The organism is Tardiphaga sp. 841_E9_N1_2 (assembly GCF_051811065.1).
Classification (GTDB): domain Bacteria; phylum Pseudomonadota; class Alphaproteobacteria; order Rhizobiales; family Xanthobacteraceae; genus Tardiphaga; species Tardiphaga robiniae.
Genome location: NZ_JBPWQC010000004.1, coordinates 16,775 through 37,506 on the forward strand (window position 1 = coordinate 16,775; position 20,732 = coordinate 37,506).

Genomic DNA, 20,732 nt, shown 5'->3' on the forward strand with positions numbered 1-20,732 from the left:
CCATGGCCAATACAAACGATCTGCTGCGCCAGCGTTTCGTTGAAGCACTTGCGGAGCGCGACGCCATCGTTGCCGAGACGACGCCGATCCGTGAAGAACGGGACGCGCTGCTGGCCAAGGCTCGGGCTATCGAGGTGAAAACCTATCCTATCGATGAAAAGATCAAGGCGCTGGAGGCGCCGCTTTACGATCTGAACAACGAGATCGGACGCATCTCGCGACTGTTTCGTGAAGGCGACTCGCTCATCAGCAAGACGGCTGCCGAATAAATGGTCGCCACCACGCTCGCCGACGGCATCCGCTTCAATGCGACGTCGACGGGAACGGGCGATTTTGTCTCGTCCGGGGCGGTTTCGGGCTATCGCAACGCGTCTGGCGTCTTGGTCAATGGCGCGACCTACCGCTATCGCGCTGAAAATGCGTCGCTCTCGGAGTATGAGCGGGGTTACGGCGTTTGGAATAGCGGCACCAGCACGCTCGCCCGATCCACGATCGACTACTCCTCAACTGGTTCGAAGGTCGCGTTTAGCTCTGTTCCTCAGGTCGGGATTACGCCTGGGCCTGATGATCTGATGACGCCTACTCTTATGAGGTCGTATCTCGCCGGATTAACGCTTTCTACTGCGGGTAGTTCTGCGTCATTTGGCATCGCGGCCGGCGTCGCAACCGACAGCACCAACGTCGACATGCTGGCGTTGACTAGTGCCTACACCAAGACCAACACGATCTGGGCTATAGGCTCCGGCAATGGCGGGATGGATACCGGCACGGCTTCCGCCAACACCTGGTACCACGTATTCTTGATCAAGCGCCCTGATACCGGAGTTGCAGATATCCTCGTGTCTGCAAGCGCAACATCTCCGACGCTTCCAACAAACTACACAATGTTCCGGCGCGTCGGTTCGATACGCACAGACGGATCGAGTAATTGGCTGTTGTTCTCGCAATTTGGGGACGAATTTCTATGGGGCGTCGGGTCTCTCACGAACGACGTGAACGATAATACGCTCGGCACAACTCCCAAGCTGTACACGTTGCGCGTCCCGCCCGGGGTAAAGGTCACTGCCCGGATAAGGTCCAACGGTGTGAGTAGTTCTTTCCTCATCGCATCTCCCGATGAGGGTACCATTGCGTTCAACACGCCGACGACGAACCAAACTTCTAACTCATCAAGTGGCGTCACCACTAATACGCTTGACGTTCGCACCAACACGTCGGCGCAGGTTCAGGCCGTGGCTCAAGGTGCCTCAACAAGCATTTTCATCACGGCATACGGTTGGATCGATCGTCGCGGGCGGGATTCGTAGTCCATGTTTTTTGACGCGCTGGGCCGACTGTCTCTCGGACAACTAGGATTCCCCGCGGCCAACGTCACCTATCTGATCGCGAATGCCGGTGCATATGCGATCACCGGCAACGCGACCGTCGGCAGAGGGAAGGTTGCTGCACAGGCCGGTTCCTACACAATAACGGGGTCGGCGGTCGGATTTGCGGCGCGGGAAGTCGCCGCTGCGGGCTCGTACACGATTACGGGCAACGCGGTCGGGTTGCGATCTGCGCTCAATGCCGCTGCTGGCTCGTATGTGATCACCGGGCAACCGGTAAACTGGAAGAGCAACTTCGTCCTACAGGGCGGTTCGTATGTGCTGGCCGGTGGCCAGGTCAGTCTGGCAACCCGATTAGCTGGTGTCTCCGGCTCCTATGTCATCACCGGTTCGCCCACCATTACGCACCTGGTCATGTTGGCGGGCGGTGGCGCCTACGTCATCACACCCGGATACTCCGAGCTACGGCGCACGGGTGGCGAATACGACCAGGTTTATGGCGGCATCGGCCATTATCTTGAGGAAGTGCAGCGGCTCAGGCAGCTAGACGCGATCACGCGCAAGGTGCCGCCGCCTGTTGTCAGGCAGTCGCGCCCGCTGATCCAGCCGCGGCAGCCAGTGCCGGTGGCAAAACCGCAACCATTCGATTTCAGGGCTCTGGCCGATCAGGCCATGGCCCAGCAACAGGACGGCCAGGAGCAGGCCGCGATTGCAAAGCGGCGCAAGCAGGAAGCCGAAATCCTCCTGCTCTTGGCTTGAAATACCGGGTTGACCCGGTTTCGCACTGACGCGGCGTTGCGCGTCTTCTGTGGTCGGCAGTAACCCCGATCGAGGCACCATAAATGTCAGACACCAACACGATCGATCTCGGCCCGACGCTTACACCGGAAGAGAACGCGTTCTTTGAATCCGGCGGCAACAGCGAGATCCCAAGCGCCGATAAGGGCGGCGATGGCACGGGCGGAACGGAAGGCGCCGACAAATCCGGCGAAGGCAAGGACGGCGAGAACAAGGAAAAAGTCGAACAGATGGTTTCGCTTGCGGCTCTTCACGAAGAGCGCAGCAAGCGGAAAGAGCGGGACGCGGAGAACCGGAAGCTCAATGAGCAACTAGCGGAGTTGCGCGGCAAGTTCTCGATCATCGACAAGCTGAGTGCTCCGGCCCAGGAAGAGCAACAGCCGCTGACACCTGAAACTGACATCTTCGGTTACGCCAAGAAGACTGGCGAAACCGTTGAACAGCTGGCGAAGCGTCTAGACGACAAGGAAGCTGCAGAGAAAGCAGCCGGCGAACAAACCGCGCTGATCTCGACTTACAAGAGCGACGCGGCGGCCTTTGAGGCGAAGACGCCGGACTATCGGGCTGCATACAACCACCTTCTGAACAGCCGCGCGCAGGAATTGATTGCGCTTGGTTATGACGATCAGGTGGCGCTGCAGCAGGCGCTGGAAAACGAAGAGATCCAGATTGCCCAGATCGCATTCGCGCGAAAGAAAAGCCCGGCTGAAATCATCTATGGGCTGGCTCAGCAGCGCGGATACGTGAAGGCGGATCCGAACAAGAAGAATGACGCGGCCGACAAGCTCGACACGATCGAGCGCGGTCAAAACGCCAATAAGACCCTTTCCAATACGGGCGGCAACAGCGGCGACGCCGAGATGACCGGTGAGATGCTGCTGAAGCTGCCCAACGACGAGTTCGAAGCCTGGTGCAACAAGCATCCGGCTAAGGCCAAGCGACTGATGGGCGGCTAACAGCCGTTCAGGACGAAGGCCCGCAGAGCCTAGATCTGCATTCGACCGGCGGTCGTTAAGCGCCACGTCCTGCACCGAAGACGTGAATTTCGGTGATGCGCGAGCCCGCAGCGTTACGCGAGCAACCCCCATCACCCCCGATTTTCACATCTTTGGAGACATGCAAAATGTCAACGACCACCTATGGAGTGAACGATTCACTCTCCAACAAGCTTTGGGCCAAGAAGCTCTCTGCTGAAGCGATCAAGGAAACCTACTTCGGCAAGTTCATGGGCGAGGGCGCCTCGAACATGATCCACATGAAGAACGAGACGTCGACTGCGGCCGGCGATTCCGTGACATTCGGCCTGCGTCTGAAGCTGAACGGCGACGGCGTAACCGAGAATCAGACTCTTGTCGGTAACGAAGAGAGCCTGAGCACCTACAGCGACAAGCTGATGATCAACGAGTTGGCCCACGCCGTTCGTGTTCGCAACAAGAACACGATCGATGCCCAGCGCGTTCCTTTCCCGCTTCGCGGCGAAGCCAAGGACGGTCTGAAGGACTGGTTCTCCGATCGCTTCGACACCGCCATGTTCAACCATCTCTGCGGTTACTCACTGCAGACGGACATGCGATATGCCGGCAACAACACGATCACGGCGCCTTCGGCTAACCGTATCGTGCGCACCGTCGGCGTCGACGACGCGACCGTGAACGGCGACAATACGAAGGTCATGACCCTCGGGATCATCGATACCTGCGTCGAAAAGGCCGGCGTTGCCAGCCCGCTCATTCGCCCAATCAAGGTGAATGGCGAGAACAAGTTCCTCATGTTCTTGCACGACTTCCAGGTGACCGACCTGCGCACCAATACGAATAACGGCCAGTGGCTGGATATTCAGAAGGCTGCGCTGGCTGGCGGTGCTGGCAGCAAGAGCCCGATCTATACCGGCGCTCTCGGCGAGTACAACAACACGATCCTGCACAAGGCCAATCGTGTCACCAACGGCATCTCGAATGCCGGTGTTGTGCAGACCAACACCCGCCGCGCGGTCTTCTGCGGTGCTCAGGCCGGCGCCCTGGCGTTCGGCAAGGAGTTCAGCGAGGGCGTGAACTACAAGTGGGTGGAAGAGCTGTTCGACTACGAGCGTGAGCTTGGCGTGTCGGCGCAGACCATCTGGGGCCTGAAGAAGACCGTCTTCAACGGCGAGGACTTCGGCACCATCGTTGCGACCACCTACGCAGCGGCACACGGCTAAGGCCGATAGCCCGCGAGGCATCCTGTCTCGCGGGTCTCTTCCCCTATCATCATAAGGATTATCGACATGGCAACCGGAACCCCCGGCAGCACTGCTCGCCAGCTTCCCTATCAGTGCGTTCACTACCTGCGTAAGCGCTTCACCTTTGCCGACAATGGCAAGACCATCGACATCGGCACCTTGCCGGCCGGCGCGCTTCTGTTGAAGCCGCTCTCCGGCGCAATGGTCAATCAGGTCTTCAACGGCGCCACGACCAATACCCTGGATATCGGCCCGTCGACCGATGCCGGAACTGACCTCTGGGCGACTGTCTTGCCGCTCGGGGCCATCGCGTTCGTTCCTCTCGACGAGGTCGTGACGCTGCTGGTGGCTACGGACACCAAAGTCCAAGCGAAGGTCGTTTCGACGACTGGTGCCACGACGGGCTCCGGCATCATCGTCATCGCCTACATCCCTGACAACGACCAGTAAGTGTCAATCGACAACTGGCTTCACTACGCGGGCGCGGCGGTTGTTCTCGACGAACAGCTGCCGCCTCCGGCTGCTCAAATCGTGAAGGTGCAAGATGGGAACGCTGGCGCAACTGAAAGCCCGGATCGCGAGCGATCTGACGCGCGACGACCTGACAAGCCAGATCGCCGACGTCATCGGCGACGCCATAAAGTACCATCAGCGTGAGCGCTTCTGGTTCAACACGACCCGCACCAAGACCTTCAACACTGTTCCCGGGCAGGTCGAGTACGGCGCCGCGGCGCTTGATATCATCCCGAACATCGTTCGGATCGATGCAATCTTCCTGCCGCAGAACCAGTCGATCTATCCGCTAGATCGGTATGAGCCCGGCGACTTCGAGTTTCTGGAGGGTGGATCGACCGGCGGTGGCAAGCCGACCTCGTTCACCTACATCGATCAGGCTATTCGGCTGTGGCCGACGCCCAACGCCGTATTTCAGATGCGGATGCACTGCTTTTACAAGCTGCCGTATCCCGCCGACGATGACACCAATGCGTGGACGGATGACGCGGAAGAGCTGATCCGCACACACGCGAAGATGCTGCTTTATCTCGATCTGATCGAGGACGACGAAAACGCCGCGCGGATGCAGTCCAAGATCCCGGTTCTGCTCGAAGCGCTGCGCCGTGAGACATCGTCGCGCACTTCGACGGGCGTCCTGCAGGGGACGGACTTCTGATGCCCATCACACCGTTCGGGGAATGGAAGCCGGATGTCTCCGACTACCAGTCAACGACGTCCCGCAATGTGCTGAATGTTGTGCCGCGCGCGGATGGCTACGGGCCGTTCCCGGATCTCCTGGCCCTATCGGCCTCGCTTGGCGCGCAGTGTCGCGGCGCCTTTGTGGCGTACAAAACGGACGGCTCTATCTCTATCTTTGCGGCGACGGCGACCGAACTGAAGCTGTTCGACAACTCGGCTTACACATGGTCGACGATCTCGAAGGGTGGCGGGCCGTATTCGTCGGTTTCCAGCGGCGATCAGTGGCGCTTCGTCCAGTTCAATAATCTGGTGATCGCGGTTCAGGCGAACGTCGCGCCGCAGGTCTACAATATCGTCGCATCAAGCGCCTTCGCCGATTTGGCTGGCAACCCGCCGCAGGCGCGCTATATCGACATCGTCGGGCGGTTCGTCGTTCTGACGGGTCTGCTGGCCAACGCGTACCGAATCCAGTGGTCCGGCCTCAATGACGTGAATGGCGCGAATAGCTGGACCGCCGGAATCAACTCGTCCGATTTTCAGGATTTGCCGGACGGTGGTATCTGTCGCGGTGTGGCCGGCGGCGAAACCGGTGTCGTGTTTCAGGATCAGTCGATCCGCCGGATGACCTATGTCCCGGGTTCGCCGGTCATCTTCCAGATCGAGCGCATCGCGCAGGACAAAGGCATCTTCGGGCCAAACAGCCTTATCCGTGCTGGCGAACGCATCTTCTTCTTCTCGACGCAGGGCTTCCATCGCATCGATCCGGGTGGCTATCCGGTGCCGATCGGCCGTGAGCGTGTCGACCGGACATTCTTTGCCGATCTGGACCGCGGCAATCTCCAGCTGTTCATGGGTGCGGCAGATCCGCGTAACTCGCGGGTGTTCTGGGCGTACAAGAGCGTGAACGGTGTCGCCAACCGGTTCGACAAGATCATTTGCTACGATTGGGTGCTCGACAAGTTCACGCCGATCAAGGTCATCGGCCAGTACTTGCTGCAGATGGCGCAACCCGGCCTGACGCTAGAGGGCCTGGATGCGATCTATCCGTCGATCGACGCCATGACGATCTCGCTCGATGATTTCTCGCCGGCCACCACGCCCGAGATAGCTGCGTTCAATGACGGCAACATGCTGAGCTTCTTCCGTGGTCAGAACTTGGAAGCGACACTCGAAACGTCAGAACAGGGCACCGACGGGCGCCGCATGAAGGTTCGCGGGTTTCGCCCGGTGACTGACGCCGTCACGGTGTACGGCTCGGCGTCGAAGCGAGAGACGCAGCAGGCCGCAGCAGTGGCCGGTGTCGAAAGCCTGATCAACGCTCTCTCTGGGAAATGCAACTTTCTGATCTCGACCCGGTATTCGCGCGCAAAGGTCCGCATACCGCCGCAGCCGTGGACGTTTGTTGCGGGTGTCGAAGCCGACATCGTCCTTGAGGGCAAGCGATGACGATTTCGACCGACGAGAAAGACCAGCGAAAGATCAACACGGCAATTCAGCAGCTGGAGCAGGGACGCTTGAACGTCGGTGCCACATGCACGCTGCGGGCCAGCCAGACGACAACGACGGTCGCAGCGCAAAACTGCGGTGCCGGAAGCCAGGTGCAGTTGACGCCAAAGACGGCTAACGCCGCCGCGGCTCTTGCAACCACCTTTGTCAGCGCCGTGGGGAATGGGACTTTCACGATCACCCACGCCAGCAATGCTCAGACAGACCGGACCTTTGGCTATGCCTGCATCGGTTGAAACGCTTTGCGTGTCTCCCGAGCGCGTCCCGGAGATGTGGTCTCACGTCGAGCGCTGGATTGAACGTGCAGTCCGGCGGTGCGGCGACTGGACGCTGAAAGCGATCAAGGACGATGTGTTCAGCGGCGAGATGCTGCTGTGGGTCCTGACGAGCGACGGCGACCTGAAAGCAGCCGCGATCACGCAATTGACCATCGTACCGCGCGGCACGGTCTGCACGGTCATTGCCTGTGGTGGCAGCGCAGCCGGTTCATGGAAGAGCGCTCTGATGCCAATCGAGAACTACGCAAACGAGACTGAATGCGTCGCGATGCGCATCCGCGGTCGCATCGCATGGGCTGAGATATTCGACGATTACGACCTTGAGTGGGTTGCTCTTGAGAAAAGGCTGAACTGATATGCCCGGTGAGTCCAAGCAAACGACGAATAGCACGTCGCAAGCGACGCCTTACGCACCAGCGCAGGGTTCGCTGGATGCCTTGCTCGCGAAGCTCAACGGGCAGGTTGGTAACACCGATCTGACGTCGACAGAGACAGGCGCTCTCGACACGTTGACCAACAACGCCAAGGCGGGCAACCCGTTCACGGGGCAGATCACTGATCTCGCGACCAACCTCCTGGGTGGTGGCGGCGCCAAGAGCAACGATGCAAATATTCGGGCCAATCTGGGCGATTACCAGGGCTTGCTCGGAAAGTATGCCAACGGTTCGCAGATCGGCAACAACACGGCGTTGAAGGATCAGCTGCAGACAATCACGGACGATGTCACCAACCAGGTGAATGGCCAGTTCGCGGCGGCCGGTCGCGATATGTCCGGCATGAACACCCAGACGCTGGGTCGCGGCATCGCCCAGGGCACGGCGCCGGTCATAGCGCAGCAGTTCAACGCGGATACCGACCGCGCCCTTGGAGCTGCGAGCTCGCTCTACGGCGCCGGCAACACGACTTACGGGTTGCTGAACGGCACCAACCAGCAGGATCTGACGAACAAGACCGCCGGCATCGACGTCGGATCGTCCGCATTGCAGGCGCGCGATTCCGGCGCGAACCAGTTGCTTGCGATCGAGGCCCAAAAGCGCGGCATTCCGATGCAGGCCCTTTCGGGGCTACTGGGCACCATTTCGCCAGTGGCTCAGGCCTTCGGGACGACGAACTCTTCGCAAACGACGACGTCGCAGCAGCCGCTGTTGAACACGCTCATCGGTGGCCTGACCGGTGGCCTTGGGCTGCTGGGCGCCACGGGCGGTTTCGGCTCGGGCGGTTGGCTGCTCGGGTCGGGCAAGGGTGCAACCGGTCTGCTGAACAGGAGCGCATGAGATGGTCGACTTTCTCTCGAGCTATTTTGACCCGCGCAACTTCGAGGGCGTCGCCGGCCTGTTGAATCGCCAGATTGATCCGGCGATGCTCCAGCTTCAGCCGGGTCTGTTCCCGCCACAGCAGTTGCAGCCCGTACAGCAGCCTGTTGCCGAGCCTAACCAGCCAAGCCCGCTCGATACCGCTCAGTGGCCTGCAGGCCCTGTTGGTGCTCCGCAGACCGATGGAGCGTCGCTCCCGCGCGCTGCCCAGCCAACCGCCGGGATCATGCAGGCGCCGTTGAGCTTGGCACCGCCGCCACCCGCACCTGAAGCGCCCGGCGTCGGTGACCGGATCTCGGACGGTCTGTCGCGCAATTCCAACATGCTGATCTCGCTCGGCGCGGGCATCGCGCAGGGTGGCATCGGTAAGGGATTGCAGGCGGCTATGACCGGCGTCGACGCCGATCGCAAGCAGGGCAATCAGAACCTCACGCAGCAGGCGCTGATCAAGAAGGGCCTTGATCCCGAAATGGCGCGCGCGGTGTCGGCTAATCCCGCCCTTCTGTCGAGCGTTGCCGGTTCGCTGTTCAAGCCTCAGGTCCGCGGGCTCTCCGCTGCTGAGAAGACGCAGGCTGGTTTGCCTGAAGGGCTGCCGTGGTTCGTGGGCGCCGACGGCAAGCCGTTTGTTCCTGAAGGATTGTCGGCGCTGAAGCCGACGCATGGCGTGATCGGCAAGGATCAGTTCGGCAACGAACAGTATGGCTGGATCGACCCGCAGACCAAAACCACAACGCCCGGGCAGCCGGTGGCAAGCGCAGCTCCAGCAGCAGCCGCAAATTCGGCCGTGCCTGCCGCGCCGAATGGCGTGGATCCCAAGCTCTGGCGCGAAAAGAATACCGAGCGCGTGATCAGCGATACCCTGCCAGCGGACGGCAAATCGATGACGTCGCTGCGTCAGGAGATCCAGGGGCTCCCATCCTACAAAAACCTTTCGCAGGCGGCGCCCGTCTATAAGTCGATGGCCGATGCCGCTGGCCGAGATAATCGCGCGGCCGATCTCAACATGATCTATGGACTCGGCAAGATCATGGATCCCGGTTCGGTCGTTCGCGAATCCGAAATGACGATGGCCCAGGCCATTGCGACGATCCCACAGCGGCTCCAGGCCGAGGTGAAGTCTCAGATCGAGAGCACCGGTCGGCTGACGCCGCAACTTCGTCAGGACATCATGCAGGAAGCCCGCAGTCGTATCCAATCCTACAAAGGAATGTTCGATCAGGATGCTGGCATGTATCGGAACATCGCGAAGGACAACCGGATGAATGAAACCCATGTCATCCCCGATTTTGGCACCTTCGACGAATGGAAAGCTCCGACTGCGGCATCCGCAACGCCGCCGGCTTCGGCTGTTCAGCCCAAAGCGGGCGGAAACTACATGATGCAGAACGGCAAGTTGGTGCCCGTGCGATGACAATCAAAGTTCAGACGCCGGACGGCGGCACCGCGCATTTTCCCGATGGGACCGACGCCGCGACAATCGAGGGCGCGCTGAATGCGGCGTTCCCGCCTCAGCAGGAAGCTAGTTCGCCCGCGATTGATACTGGCATCGATGTGGCCAAGTCGGCGGGTATCGGCACCGTCAAGGGTACCATTGGCCTGGCTGGTTTGCCCGGTCTTGCTGGTTCATGGCTGGGCGAGATGCGCGACGAGTATCTGACAAACCCGATCAATCGGAAATTGGGGCTGGCGGAAGTACCCGTAGGCAAGCCCGGCCCGGCCGATGTACTGAAGCCCGACGCCATCCAAGGGGCTGTTGAAGGCGTCACCGGCAAGTTCTATGAGCCGAAGACGACGGCCGGAAAATATGCAGAGACGGTTGGCGAATTTGCGCCAATGGCCTTGGCAGGACCCGGCGGCATTGCTCGCAAGATGCTGACCTATGCCGTTGCACCTGGCGTCGCCTCTGAGGCGGCGGGCCAATATGCGGAGGGCACGCCATGGGAAGGGCCTGCGCGCATCGGTGGCGCACTCGCGGGCGGTGTCGGCGGCATTTTGAGTGGAAAAGCCATTGCCGGCGGCGCGAACTATCTGGCGACAAAGTCGGCCGCTGACGAGATCGGCGGCATTCTTAATCAGCCGAACATTTCACCGGGCGCCGTGCGGCGAGTGTCGCAAAGCATTGGAGACGACGCACTGACGCCAGCGACCGCCCGAGCACGAGCGGCCGAACTCGGTGACGACGCAATGCTGCTCGATATGGGCCGGCAAATGGGTGGGCGCGCTGAGGCCATCGCGGCTCAACCCGGTCGCGGTCAAAACACCGTATTGGACGCAGTCGAGCAGCGAACCGGTCAGTTTGGCGAGAAGACGGCTGAGCGCATCAAGGACACGCTCGACAAATTCGTCGGTCCAAGTCCGAATATTGTTGAAACGCAGAAGCGCGTCGATCAGGTCGTCGATGCTCTCGCGACACCGCAATACAAGCAGGTCATGTCGCAGCATCCGGTCGTCTGGGATGACGCACTGGCGACGCTCGCGGAACGCCCCGTGATCCGTCAGGGCATGAAGGATGCCGTTTCACTGGCCAAAAACTACGGCGAAGAAACCGTCAATCTCGGGAAGATGGCCGACGACGGGGTAAAGCCCAGCCTGCAGTATTGGGACTACGTCAAGAAATCGATCGATCACCGCATCAACGCGCGGATGGAGAAGGGCGGGCTCGAAACTCTCAATGGCAAAGAGAAGGCGGATCTTGGCGGCTTGATGGATGCCAAGAAGGCTCTGACCGATTATCTCGACCAGGTCACTAATGGGGAATATGCGCTGGCCCGCAAGCTGTCATCGACGAAGTTCGAGGTCCGTGAAGCCGGGGAGGTTGGCCGCAAGGCGTTCCAGAACAATCTGCTGCCGGAAGAGTTCGCCGCACGTATTGCGGATATGACCCTGCCGGAGCAGACCATGGCAAAAGCGCAGATGCGCCGCGAGATCGAGCGGGTCATTGATACGGCCCGCAATGACGGCGCCGCAGCTCGTCGCTTCCTGGACACCACGCAGAACGGCCAAAAGATCGAAGCCATCTTCGGCAAGGACGTGCTGACCGAGATCGAGAAGCGACTTGCGGCCGAAACACAGTTTCAGACCATCAAGGGCAAGGTCGCGGACAACTCTCGAACTGCTGTTCGCGGCGAGCTTGTGAAGGATACGGCAGAGACGTCGTCAGGTCATGCCCTGAGCACGTCGATGACAGGCCTTGTCCATGCTGGCGCGCGTGGCGGTCTCAACTATGTTCGCAATCAGGGCTTGTCGCATACAAGGGAAGGCATCGCCGATCTCCTTACGACGAAGGGAGACGACATGCACAAGCTGATCGAAATTATGAGCGGACTCGCCGAGAAACGGGCGCTGAACTCTTCAAAAGTGTCGGGCTCTTTGCCTCTTTCGCTGGCGCCGAATAGTTTAGCCCAGGCGCGAAAGTAGATCCACGAAGACGTCCGATCGCTCGTCTCGTTTTCGCGGTCATGTCCTGCAGAAAGACGACGAGGCCTGTAAAGGCGGCTGCCATCAGCACACCACAGAAGAACGCAATGCCGGGCTGAGATATTTTGCCAGCCGCGGCAGCGTCGCGGTGGTCGACGTAAACCAGCAAGCCGACGATGCCGGCTTGGCACGCGTACATGAACCACTGGAATAGGCGAGATTTGAACAACGTCGGCCTCAATTGATGGTAGCGGGCGGCTTGGTTACTTCGTCGAGAAGAGACTGAGCGAATATTTCTGCGGCGGCACGCGACATCGCCAGATTGATAGGCGGCTTGTCGCTAAATTCGAAGCTGAGAAGAAACAAACCGTCCCCGCCCTGTTCGGTGAGTATGGACCACTGACCAACCATGATTGCAGCTACGGGATCAGACATAAATGGCACTCGTCGATCAGATTGTTAACGTCGAAAGCGGCGGCAATCCCAACGCCCGCAATCCGCGATCGTCGGCGGGAGGTGCTGGGCAGTTTATTGATTCAACTTGGCTGAACATTCTTTCAAAACATCGCCCCGACCTGATCCAAGGCAAATCGCGGGATGAGATCATAGCCCTGAAGAGTGATCCTGTCCTGTCGAAAGAAATGACAGGTGCACTCGCGGCGGACAATGGTGGCGTTCTTTCCGGTGCCGGCCTCTCAGTCACGCCGGGGACAACGTACCTGGCGCACTTTGCGGGGCCACAGGGCGCAATAGGAATCCTGAACGCAGATCCTACGACGCCGGCCGGTGCAGTGCTCGGACCTAAGGTCGTTGAGGCCAATCCCTTCCTCAAGGACATGTCAGCGGCCGATCTCAAGGCGTGGGCAGATCGCAAGATGGGTGGCGGCGGCGAAGCACCGGCGGCGGCGCCCATGGCGCTGTCCATGGCCGGGCCGATCCCAGCCACGCCGGGATCCGCGGACAGCATCCCCATTCCGCCGGACGTGGCCACTGAAGAGCCCGAACGCCCTCGGTTCATGGGTTTCGGTCCACCTCCCGACGATACCGCACAGCAACAAGCGCCGCTTCTCTTGCCACCTCGACCACGCATCCGACTTCAGGCCCCGGCTCAAACCCGGGGTTCTTTTTTTAGGGGATCTCGATGACACTTTGGAAATGGAGCCGCACGGCCGCAACCAACGGGACCGCGGACAGCACCTGTCCTTTCCCTGAGGGCATGAACCCGGGTGCGCTGAACGACGGCACGCGCGGCATGATGGCCGCAACGGCAAAATATCGCGACGACATTGCCGGTGCGATCGTCACCGGCGGAACCAGTTCGGCTTACAGCGTCGCCACGTTTCAGGGCTACGACTCCCTGGCGCATCTGGACGGCGCCATGATCGCGTTCACGCCGCACACGGGCAATGCCTTGGCTCCGACGCTGAACGTTGACGGGCAGGGCGCAAAGCCTTTGCGCTACGCCCCCAATGGCGACCTGCCGACAAACACGCTGATCCAGGGCACGCCCTATGTGGCGCTCTACAACAACACGGACTCGGCATGGTACCTGCAGGGCGGCGCGCTGGTGAACCCCTTCAGCATCCCGCTTGGAGCCGGCATCGAATATTGGGACACTGTCGCACCCAATAGCGCCTTCGCATTTCCGTTGGGACAGGCGCTCAGCCGGACAACCTATGCGGGCCTCTTTCTAAAGTGGGGCACGCGGTACGGTTCCGGCGATGGTTCGACGACCTTCAACATGCCGAACAAGCAGGGGCGCATCTCTGCGATGGTGGAGGCGTCGGCTTCACTGCTGACATCGAGCTACTTCGGCGGCAATTCAACGCAGCTGGGGGCGGTTGGCGGAAACGAGAGTCACACGCTGGTCGCTACTAATCTTCCTCCGCAGACGCCATCGGGCACGGTGGGGGTGAGCATCAGTTCGGTCAATGGTGGTACTTCGTTTTTCGCAGGCAGCAGCACAACACTCTTGCCCGCGGGCACTGGATCTGGAGCTGCCATTCTAGGCTCCATTCCCTTTATTGACGCGACGACCTGGGCGCACAATACAAGCTTTACCGGCACTGCCATGCCCGGCCAAAACAGCGCTCCGGCAAGAACCGTCCCACCCACTATCATCACCAATTACATAATTCGCATCATCTAATGCCCGTTGAGTGCGTCTATATACGGGCGGTACTTTGCTGAAAGTTTCCTGAGTGACTTGAGGATAGCTTCTTTCTTTTCGGCTGGCATGTCCGGTTCGTCGGCCATTTTGTGCAACCGCTGCTCAACGGTGACCCAGAATGCTGGACCTCCTCTAAATGCCTCAAGGCGAGTATCGATTGCCGCCGTTAGGTATGCAAACGTAACGAACACCACTAGCAGGATCGCTCCCGCGACGATGCCGACCTTCGCAACAAATAGCTGTAAAGGCGACCACGCTCGCTGCGATATAAATTCATCTTCGATCAGATGGCTTTTGCTGCCCGTGGGGTGGATTCTTGGTCTGTCTTCTTGCGATAACTGATCCATCGTGCCGCCTTGACGGTTGGTTTTTCAATAAACTCGTGAGAGATCGACGCGGCGATAATTGTAATCAGTATCCATGCGACGATCTGGAACGGGCCAGGTACGAAATTGATAAGGACTTCGACAGTGGTGCTGAGCCAAGTCAAAATAAGCAGATGCCAGACATACAGCGAATAGGAAATGTTCCCAAGGTATTGAAGCGACCGTGGGAAGCGAGCGCCCTTGAGTTCAGTCACGACGACGCCATAAATAAGAAAAGCTGCACCGACGCCGTATGTTGCCACGCGCAATGCTTCAGAGGCAGGCCTTGCAAGAACTTCATACGAGCCGACGGTGAGCAGAACTCCACCTGCAAACATGCTGGCTAAGCCAAAACCCCTAGCGTTGCAGCGAGCGACGAGTAGTGCGATTGCCACGCCGAAACCGAACTCTAGGGTCAGCGGACTTGACATGATGCCCGGCAACCGTGGGAAAGGCGAGATAGTCGCGAAGGCAAGAATGCAAACGGCGGCGAAGGTGGCTTCGAGTACGTAGCGCGGGAAGACCATGAGCACCAAGGCAACGCCTAAATAGAAGTTAACTTCGAAGTAAAGGGTCCAAGCTGGAGTGACGTACCAGTTTGCGGCAGTTGTGAGGAAAACGGTATCGAGGGTCAGTTCTTGCGGAAGCGTGGGCGGACCAACTGCTATCCATCGGGAACTGATAACTGCTGCAAATAGCACCACCCAATAAATCGGATAAATCCTAACTACGCGTTTGATAGTGAAGTCGATAGTGCCAGCGCGTCCTTCGCGGATGCCTATCCGGGATGCCGTTAGTGCAATGATAAAGCCGGATATGACGAAAAAGACGTCCACACCCATCTGTAAGAATTGAGCGCCTTTGATCGTTGCGTCACTGAAGCCCATACCCGGTCTCACTGAGACAGCGTGAACGACCACAACGCTCAACGCGGCCAATCCGCGCATCATCTGAATGCCAGCAAAGTTCCGCATGAGGTCTCCGAGTGTCGGAGTAGTTAGCACTTAAATCTTGAGGTTGTGAAGTCTTTGGCCGCCGCCCATCCCGGGCGGCTTTTTTTATGGAGAATCGATATGAAGGCCTTCTTTGATAAACTGTCGGCGCCGCTCGAATGGATTGCCTCTCAGATACGCGCGCGTCCAAAGGGTGCGCTGATCGTCGGCATTGTGGCCGTGGTCGGAGCATTCTTCACCGGCGCGCGGTGGTTCTGAGCCATGGCGGTCCAGGTCACACGAGAGGCGTGGCGGGATCTGCTCCCGCGCGCGCCGCAGGCCGTCATCGACGCGCTCGCCAGCAAACAGTATGTGCTCGACGCTGCCGGTATCACTGAGACCCGCCAGCGGCTCGCCTACTTCACGGCCAACATCGAGCACGAGTGCGGTGGGTTCACGATCCCGAACCTGACCGAGAACATCAACTACACCGCAGAGCGGATGGCCCAGGTCTGGCCGAACCGTTTCAAAAATGCGGCTGCAGTTCGAGCCAAGTACGGCACGGCGCCAGGCTGGCAAAAGAAGGCTTTTGACGACATCTACGGCAACCGGATGGGCAACCGGCCCGGGACGTCGGACGGGTCGACCTACATCGGCCGGGGTGGTCCTCAATGGACAGGCAGGGACGGCTACGCGGCCTGTGAAAAGAAATCCGGCATCCTGGCTGTTTCGACACCCGAATCCGTTTCGCAGCTCGCACTGCAGCCGGAGATCTGCGCGGCGTTCTGGACGTGGAAGAACCTGAACCCGAAGGCGGACGTCGGCGACTTCACGGGCCTCGTCAAACTCTGGAACGGTGGCACGAACGGCATGGCCGATCGACAGAGCTTGCTGGCCGGCAACAATCCGATCATCTCGCGCCTGGCGCTGGCCACGACTGCCGCGGCCAAGGTGAAGACCCTGCCAGGTGGCCCGTCGACGCCGACCCCTCCCAAAGAAGTGGTCAAGGCCGCCACCAAGAAGGAGCGCAACGCGCGCACGGCTGCAGGCGCGGCCGGCGGTGCTGCTGGCGTCAACGAGGGGACCAAGACCAGCACGCAGGTTGCTGACAAGCCCTTCATGACGTCCGGCGTCGCCTACGCACTGATCGGTGTTGCCGTCGTCGCGGTCATCGTTCTCACGATCATCATTGCCCGCAAGAAAGCGGCCGTCATTCGCAACTGGTTCTAACGGAGCAACATAATGGATTGGAAAGACCTCGCCGGCACGCTCGCACGATCCGGCGCCCCGGCTATCGGAACTATTCTCGGTGGACCCATGGGCGGCGCGATCGGCGGGCTCGTCGGCAATACCATTGCAATGGCGCTCGGGGTCGAACCGACGCCGGAGGCGGTCAGCACGGCTGTGGCGACCGGTGATCCAGCTATTGTGCAAGCCGCGCTGTCTGCGGCCGATCAAAAGATCATGGCTCAGTACGGCTACCTGACCGAGCTGGCGAAGGCTGAAGCCGACGTCGGCAAGGCTCAGGTCGATGCCGTGAACGAGTCGATCCGGGCGGAAGCCTCGGCCTCTGCGGCGCGTCCCGATGGCTGGTGGGGCAACTGGCGGACCATCATGGCCTACGAACTGACGGCTGAGTGTCCGTTTTGGGCGGCGCTGATCTGCTGGTGCATCATCAACGGCAAGATCAACGAGTTGGTAGCGTCGGCAAGCATTCTGACGGTGTGGTGGGGCGCTCGGTTCGGCGTGCTCGGCGTGCACGTCTGGACCGGATCCAACGAGCGACAGACCGCGATCACGGGCGTTCCGGCGAAGACGGGCGTTGTCGCGAGCGTTGTCGCCGCAGTGACGAAGAAGAAGTGAAGGCAGGTCAATGGACAATGGCCTGGCATGGGCGGCGGTGGGTGCCGGTTTTGGTGCCGTATCCTGCTCGATCGCATTCGCAGCCTTCTGGATGAACATGCAGCGCCAGATCACTGAAGCGAAAACAGAGGCGAGCGCTGCCGGGCTGCGCGGCGTGCAGGCCAACTTAAAGATCGACGGGCTCCAAGCGGAATTATCGACCTTCCAGCGCTATGCCGAAAAGGAGTTCGTCAACCACGACGACCTCAAAGAGCACATCGTGCGTCACGAGGCTCAGTTCGACGACCTGCGCGAGGATCTGAAGGGCATCACGCAGCGTCTCGATCGGCTGCTTGAAAGCCGCCTTCCGGCGCCATCGCACCAAGCCAAATAAAAGGGCCCGACGCTCAACCGAATCCATGAGCGCCGGACCTGCCTAGGGCGATTTTGGGATCAATCCTCAGCCCCGAATTTCTGCATCACAACCAAAGGAAACTCAATGATCCGCCTGTTCTCGGCGTGCGTTTTGCTGTGCGCATTTCTCATCACCTCTGCTGAAGCGAAGCAACGCCGGCAAGCCCCCTGTGTCGAAACCGGTACCGTTATGGCACCGGTTTGCGGCATGCCCGGGCTAAACCCGGGCATCTGGCAAACGACCGATGGTCGCCGCGTCACGTCGATCCGGGTAACGATGAAGCGCGAAAAGCCGCGGAAGGAAATCACCCATAAAGCCAATAGGCGCGGGCACAAGTCGGTGGTTTCGGGTTCGAAGGAAATCAGCTCCTTCGGTGTCCCGTCGCCTGACGTCGGCTACAGCGTCTCCCGTCCCGCCCGGTACATCGCGGGCCGGCTGATCTGCGCTGTGAACGTCGGAGCGGCACTCGCTGAGCGCGGCATCAAGGGCACCGGGAGCGCGCTGGCGCATTCCTACGATCGTTGGGGTGTCCGTGTCGCTCAACCGGTCCCGGGCGCCGTGGCGGTCACTGACAGGCGCGGGGGAGGGCATGTAGCCATCGTCTCGCGCGTCGAAGGCTCACGGGTGTTCGTCTGGAATCCCAGCACGCGCGGCCGGGGATGGCGTGAGGTGGAATACACCAACCGGCATGCCCGGTACCGCGTCGCGGGGTGACGGCTGACTATTATTCACCGGACTTGCGTTCCAGTTCTGCTGGAAAGTAGTACGACGGGGACGCTGCATCGTCAGACAGGACCGGTGGCAGATGTTCCGCCATTTTATAGACGAGGTCCCAGGCCTTACGAGCGCTCATCCCGCTTGTCCGTTCATCCGATTTGTAAGCCTCGATGAAGTCAATCGAGACATGCTGGCGGATCAGGCGAGCCCCATTGAGCCCGGTTACGGCAGGTGTCGGCAGCGAGGTAAGCAGACGACGACCGATATCATCAGCGGCCTCGTTCGCTTTCGCCGGCAACATCTTGAAATCATCGCGCAGCACCTGGGCTACGATCCGAACGATGACATCGCGATCCAGACGTATTTCAGTCATCTGGCAGCTCCCGATATCGTTGGATATCCAAGCATCCGACAAAGCATATGGGCGTCCTCCTGCTTCATCCACGAAGGTGGGATGTAGGCGGACTGCTTGCGGCACATCTGCACCATGTTGTGCACGTCCTTCAGGTACCAGTCCCAACGCTCCAGCTTTGGCTTCAGCATGCTGCGCGTGCACCAAATCTGCGTTGACCGCAGGACGTCGACGGGCGTCTCCGAAACGTACCAGTCGGCGGGATCATCACCGGCCTCGATGGCGGACTCGTTCAGATCGCGACCTTCGGGTGTATCGTAGCCGGGGTGATCCGGCCAATGAGTGACAGCAATGTCCGCTATGGGGAAACCAAGCGCCATCCGGTGAAGGGCATAGACGTTGACCATGTCGCGAGACATATCGAGTGAACGCTGAATGCCGTTTTCGTCCAGATAGAAGATCGAGGCCTTCATCAGACAATTCGGCGTTGAAACTTGGCGGGTGAACCAGGCGAGCGCGGGGAAATCCTTGGCTTCGCGACGGAGTGACGTGTTGGTCAGAACCTTGCCAAGGTGAGGATGCTGTGCGGGCTGCTCTTTGCCCTCAAGCTCGATGACGCCCGACATCCAGATCAGGTTTGTACGGAGCGTACTGGTGTGGTGATACACCATCGGCTGCTCTCCTATGGCCGCGCGTTTTCGCTTTGCCTCTCCCATCAGCCCGCTCTCGCTTTTCGAATTGGTTCGCTCTTTACGCCCGATACCGCTGCTCGGAACGCCTCGATCGGCCGGCGGCTCGGCATGGCGAACCCCTTAGGCATGAGGATATGTGTTTTGTAGCCTTTATCGTTCTTTACGGTGATCGAGAGCAGGCCGCTGGAATATGTGCGACGGCGGGGATTGTCCTCCGCATTTGCGTACTTGCAAATGACTGCCAGCGTCGACGGCTGGAAGAAGAGTTCGATCTCTTGGAGTTGCTGCAGAATCGTTTCAACCCGACTTGCCGCCTTCTCCATGCGGGATCGTAGCGCACCGATGATACCTGCAGCCCTTTCGGGCTCCTGCGATATAAGCCCGGTGATCTTTGCCACTTCAGCAATAACTTGGTCAAAAGCCTCACGCGGAGCTGCGCCTGCGCTGCAGAGTGTCTTTGGCAAGGGTGCGCCTGTGATCCTCGGATCAAGGTGGGCAATGGCCGTCAGGCTGTCGAATATCCACATCATGTGGCTATCGATCTGGCCTCGCAGCTTCGACCAATGCTTGAAGATGTCGGACTGTCCGACTTCAGCCAGCCACGCTGAAAACGGCGCCACGGCGTCTTTCAATTCACGAACCCGCCTCAGGGCGTCTCTACGGATGATCGCGGCATCGATGTCGGCCACGTACTGGTCGAAGTCCTCGTTGTAGATCGACTTCGCGCAGATGTGCCCGACCATAAAACGGAGATCGCCAAGCTTCATCACGAAGCCGGCCTTGTGCTTGTGGTGGCCGTGGACGCACGAGAACTCTTCGACTTCCTGGCCCCGGAGGTCATATTTGAACTCGACATGGGCATCCTTGAAGTCCGCGGGGACCTCCTGCACCATGCCGGGAAGGGTTTGGGGATTGTCGATCTCAAGATCGAGATTGACCAGTTGTTCGTCGCTTACAGTAGACCAGAAACGCCGCGTCGGATTGCTGCTCGTCTGTTTCATTTGTCCTCTAGGTCTGTGTCGCGAATCGCGACTCATTCCCCCCACACCTATATAAGGTTGTACGGAGTTCCATTCCACGCGAATGAGAACGCGTCCCCTGAATCAACAGCGAACGAAGCGTGCACCGCACTTGTGGCGGTACCTGTGGCGGTGAAATTTGCGACCTCTCGGGACCGCTGCCAACTATCTGAAATCAT

The 20,732-nt window shown here is 59.8% G+C and carries 26 protein-coding genes; 20 read left to right on the top strand and 6 right to left on the bottom strand.

The annotated features are described in order from the left end of the window. Positions 1-2: 2 nt before the first annotated feature. The 13 genes from AB8A50_RS30640 to AB8A50_RS30700 all read left to right on the top strand — a co-directional run bounded on the left by AB8A50_RS30640 (position 3) and on the right by AB8A50_RS30700 (position 12,049). Positions 3-269 carry a hypothetical protein gene (locus AB8A50_RS30640; RefSeq protein WP_439080128.1) on the top strand — a complete coding sequence of 89 codons (267 nt, stop codon included), beginning with the start codon at positions 3-5 and terminating at the stop codon, positions 267-269. Beyond that, positions 270-1,307, top strand: a complete 1,038-nt coding sequence (locus tag AB8A50_RS30645; RefSeq protein WP_439080129.1) for a hypothetical protein — start codon at positions 270-272, stop codon at positions 1,305-1,307. A gap of 3 nt (positions 1,308-1,310) precedes the next feature. Continuing rightward, complete coding sequence (locus AB8A50_RS30650; protein ID WP_439080130.1) at positions 1,311-2,084, top strand: hypothetical protein; 774 nt, start codon at positions 1,311-1,313, stop codon at positions 2,082-2,084. Positions 2,085-2,167: 83 nt separating this feature from the next. Further along, positions 2,168-3,079, top strand: a complete 912-nt coding sequence (locus AB8A50_RS30655) for a hypothetical protein (protein ID WP_439080131.1) — start codon at positions 2,168-2,170, stop codon at positions 3,077-3,079. 167 nt (positions 3,080-3,246) lie between these two features. Continuing rightward, positions 3,247-4,320: a N4-gp56 family major capsid protein gene (locus tag AB8A50_RS30660; RefSeq protein ID WP_439080132.1), complete on the top strand. Its 1,074-nt coding sequence runs from the start codon at positions 3,247-3,249 to the stop codon at positions 4,318-4,320. A 66-nt stretch (positions 4,321-4,386) separates the two neighbouring features. Next, positions 4,387-4,791 carry a hypothetical protein gene (locus AB8A50_RS30665; RefSeq protein WP_439080133.1) on the top strand — a complete coding sequence of 135 codons (405 nt, stop codon included), beginning with the start codon at positions 4,387-4,389 and terminating at the stop codon, positions 4,789-4,791. 94 nt (positions 4,792-4,885) lie between these two features. After that, positions 4,886-5,512, top strand: coding sequence for a phage adaptor protein (locus AB8A50_RS30670; RefSeq protein ID WP_439080134.1), 627 nt, complete (start codon positions 4,886-4,888; stop codon positions 5,510-5,512). Further along, positions 5,512-6,981 carry a hypothetical protein gene (locus AB8A50_RS30675; RefSeq protein WP_439080135.1) on the top strand — a complete coding sequence of 490 codons (1,470 nt, stop codon included), beginning with the start codon at positions 5,512-5,514 and terminating at the stop codon, positions 6,979-6,981. Before AB8A50_RS30670 ends, AB8A50_RS30675 begins: the two co-directional genes overlap by 1 nt. Then, entirely contained in the window at positions 6,978-7,277 is a 300-nt protein-coding gene (locus AB8A50_RS30680; protein WP_439080136.1) for a hypothetical protein, read from the top strand. Before AB8A50_RS30675 ends, AB8A50_RS30680 begins: the two co-directional genes overlap by 4 nt. Next, the gene (locus AB8A50_RS30685) at positions 7,261-7,674 is read left to right on the top strand and encodes a hypothetical protein (protein WP_439080137.1); all 414 of its coding nucleotides are present in this window, start codon (positions 7,261-7,263) and stop codon (positions 7,672-7,674) included. Before AB8A50_RS30680 ends, AB8A50_RS30685 begins: the two co-directional genes overlap by 17 nt. 1 nt (position 7,675) lies before the next feature. Next, positions 7,676-8,593 carry a tail fiber domain-containing protein gene (locus tag AB8A50_RS30690; RefSeq protein WP_439080138.1) on the top strand — a complete coding sequence of 306 codons (918 nt, stop codon included), beginning with the start codon at positions 7,676-7,678 and terminating at the stop codon, positions 8,591-8,593. Position 8,594: 1 nt separating this feature from the next. Then, the gene (locus AB8A50_RS30695) at positions 8,595-10,043 is read left to right on the top strand and encodes a hypothetical protein (protein WP_439080139.1); all 1,449 of its coding nucleotides are present in this window, start codon (positions 8,595-8,597) and stop codon (positions 10,041-10,043) included. Next, positions 10,040-12,049, top strand: coding sequence for a hypothetical protein (locus AB8A50_RS30700; RefSeq protein ID WP_439080140.1), 2,010 nt, complete (start codon positions 10,040-10,042; stop codon positions 12,047-12,049). The genes AB8A50_RS30695 and AB8A50_RS30700 overlap by 4 nt, the downstream gene beginning before the upstream one ends. A 237-nt stretch (positions 12,050-12,286) precedes the next feature. Here the strand turns inward: AB8A50_RS30700 and AB8A50_RS30705 are convergent, their stop codons facing one another. Beyond that, positions 12,287-12,484: a hypothetical protein gene (locus tag AB8A50_RS30705; RefSeq protein WP_439080142.1), complete on the bottom strand. Its 198-nt coding sequence runs from the start codon at positions 12,482-12,484 to the stop codon at positions 12,287-12,289. Between the two features lie 2 nt (positions 12,485-12,486). Here AB8A50_RS30705 and AB8A50_RS30710 point away from each other — a divergent pair, with 2 nt between their 5' ends. Further along, positions 12,487-13,194 (top strand): hypothetical protein, encoded by a 708-nt coding sequence (locus AB8A50_RS30710; RefSeq protein WP_439080143.1) that lies wholly within the window; start codon positions 12,487-12,489, stop codon positions 13,192-13,194. Beyond that, positions 13,191-14,198 (top strand): tail fiber protein, encoded by a 1,008-nt coding sequence (locus AB8A50_RS30715; RefSeq protein WP_439080144.1) that lies wholly within the window; start codon positions 13,191-13,193, stop codon positions 14,196-14,198. The genes AB8A50_RS30710 and AB8A50_RS30715 overlap by 4 nt, the downstream gene beginning before the upstream one ends. Here the strand turns inward: AB8A50_RS30715 and AB8A50_RS30720 are convergent. Further along, positions 14,195-14,566 carry a hypothetical protein gene (locus AB8A50_RS30720; RefSeq protein WP_439080145.1) on the bottom strand — a complete coding sequence of 124 codons (372 nt, stop codon included), beginning with the start codon at positions 14,564-14,566 and terminating at the stop codon, positions 14,195-14,197. The genes AB8A50_RS30715 and AB8A50_RS30720 overlap by 4 nt on opposite strands. Further along, positions 14,503-15,558 carry an acyltransferase family protein gene (locus tag AB8A50_RS30725; protein WP_439080146.1) on the bottom strand — a complete coding sequence of 352 codons (1,056 nt, stop codon included), beginning with the start codon at positions 15,556-15,558 and terminating at the stop codon, positions 14,503-14,505. The genes AB8A50_RS30720 and AB8A50_RS30725 overlap by 64 nt, the downstream gene beginning before the upstream one ends. 99 nt (positions 15,559-15,657) lie before the next feature. Between AB8A50_RS30725 and AB8A50_RS30730 the strand changes: the two genes are divergently transcribed. The 5 genes from AB8A50_RS30730 (at position 15,658) to AB8A50_RS30750 (ending at position 18,487) form a co-directional block, all read left to right on the top strand. Then, positions 15,658-15,795: a hypothetical protein gene (locus AB8A50_RS30730; protein WP_439080148.1), complete on the top strand. Its 138-nt coding sequence runs from the start codon at positions 15,658-15,660 to the stop codon at positions 15,793-15,795. A 3-nt stretch (positions 15,796-15,798) separates the two neighbouring features. Beyond that, positions 15,799-16,746 carry a glycoside hydrolase family 19 protein gene (locus tag AB8A50_RS30735; protein ID WP_439080149.1) on the top strand — a complete coding sequence of 316 codons (948 nt, stop codon included), beginning with the start codon at positions 15,799-15,801 and terminating at the stop codon, positions 16,744-16,746. A 12-nt stretch (positions 16,747-16,758) separates the two neighbouring features. Further along, the gene (locus AB8A50_RS30740; RefSeq protein ID WP_439080150.1) at positions 16,759-17,379 is read left to right on the top strand and encodes a 3TM-type holin; all 621 of its coding nucleotides are present in this window, start codon (positions 16,759-16,761) and stop codon (positions 17,377-17,379) included. A 10-nt stretch (positions 17,380-17,389) separates the two neighbouring features. Next, complete coding sequence (locus AB8A50_RS30745; RefSeq protein ID WP_439080151.1) at positions 17,390-17,752, top strand: hypothetical protein; 363 nt, start codon at positions 17,390-17,392, stop codon at positions 17,750-17,752. Between the two features lie 105 nt (positions 17,753-17,857). Further along, the gene (locus AB8A50_RS30750) at positions 17,858-18,487 is read left to right on the top strand and encodes a hypothetical protein (RefSeq protein WP_439080153.1); all 630 of its coding nucleotides are present in this window, start codon (positions 17,858-17,860) and stop codon (positions 18,485-18,487) included. Between the two features lie 10 nt (positions 18,488-18,497). Here AB8A50_RS30750 and AB8A50_RS30755 read toward each other — a convergent pair whose 3' ends face one another. Genes AB8A50_RS30755 through AB8A50_RS30765 form a run of 3 tightly spaced genes read right to left on the bottom strand, consistent with a single transcriptional unit; the run spans position 18,498 to position 20,535 of the window. Next, positions 18,498-18,863 (bottom strand): hypothetical protein, encoded by a 366-nt coding sequence (locus tag AB8A50_RS30755; protein WP_439080154.1) that lies wholly within the window; start codon positions 18,861-18,863, stop codon positions 18,498-18,500. Beyond that, positions 18,860-19,513, bottom strand: a complete 654-nt coding sequence (locus tag AB8A50_RS30760) for a hypothetical protein (protein WP_439080156.1) — start codon at positions 19,511-19,513, stop codon at positions 18,860-18,862. Before AB8A50_RS30760 ends, AB8A50_RS30755 begins: the two co-directional genes overlap by 4 nt. Before the next feature lie 44 nt (positions 19,514-19,557). After that, positions 19,558-20,535 (bottom strand): hypothetical protein, encoded by a 978-nt coding sequence (locus tag AB8A50_RS30765; RefSeq protein WP_439080157.1) that lies wholly within the window; start codon positions 20,533-20,535, stop codon positions 19,558-19,560. Positions 20,536-20,732: the final 197 nt, after the last annotated feature.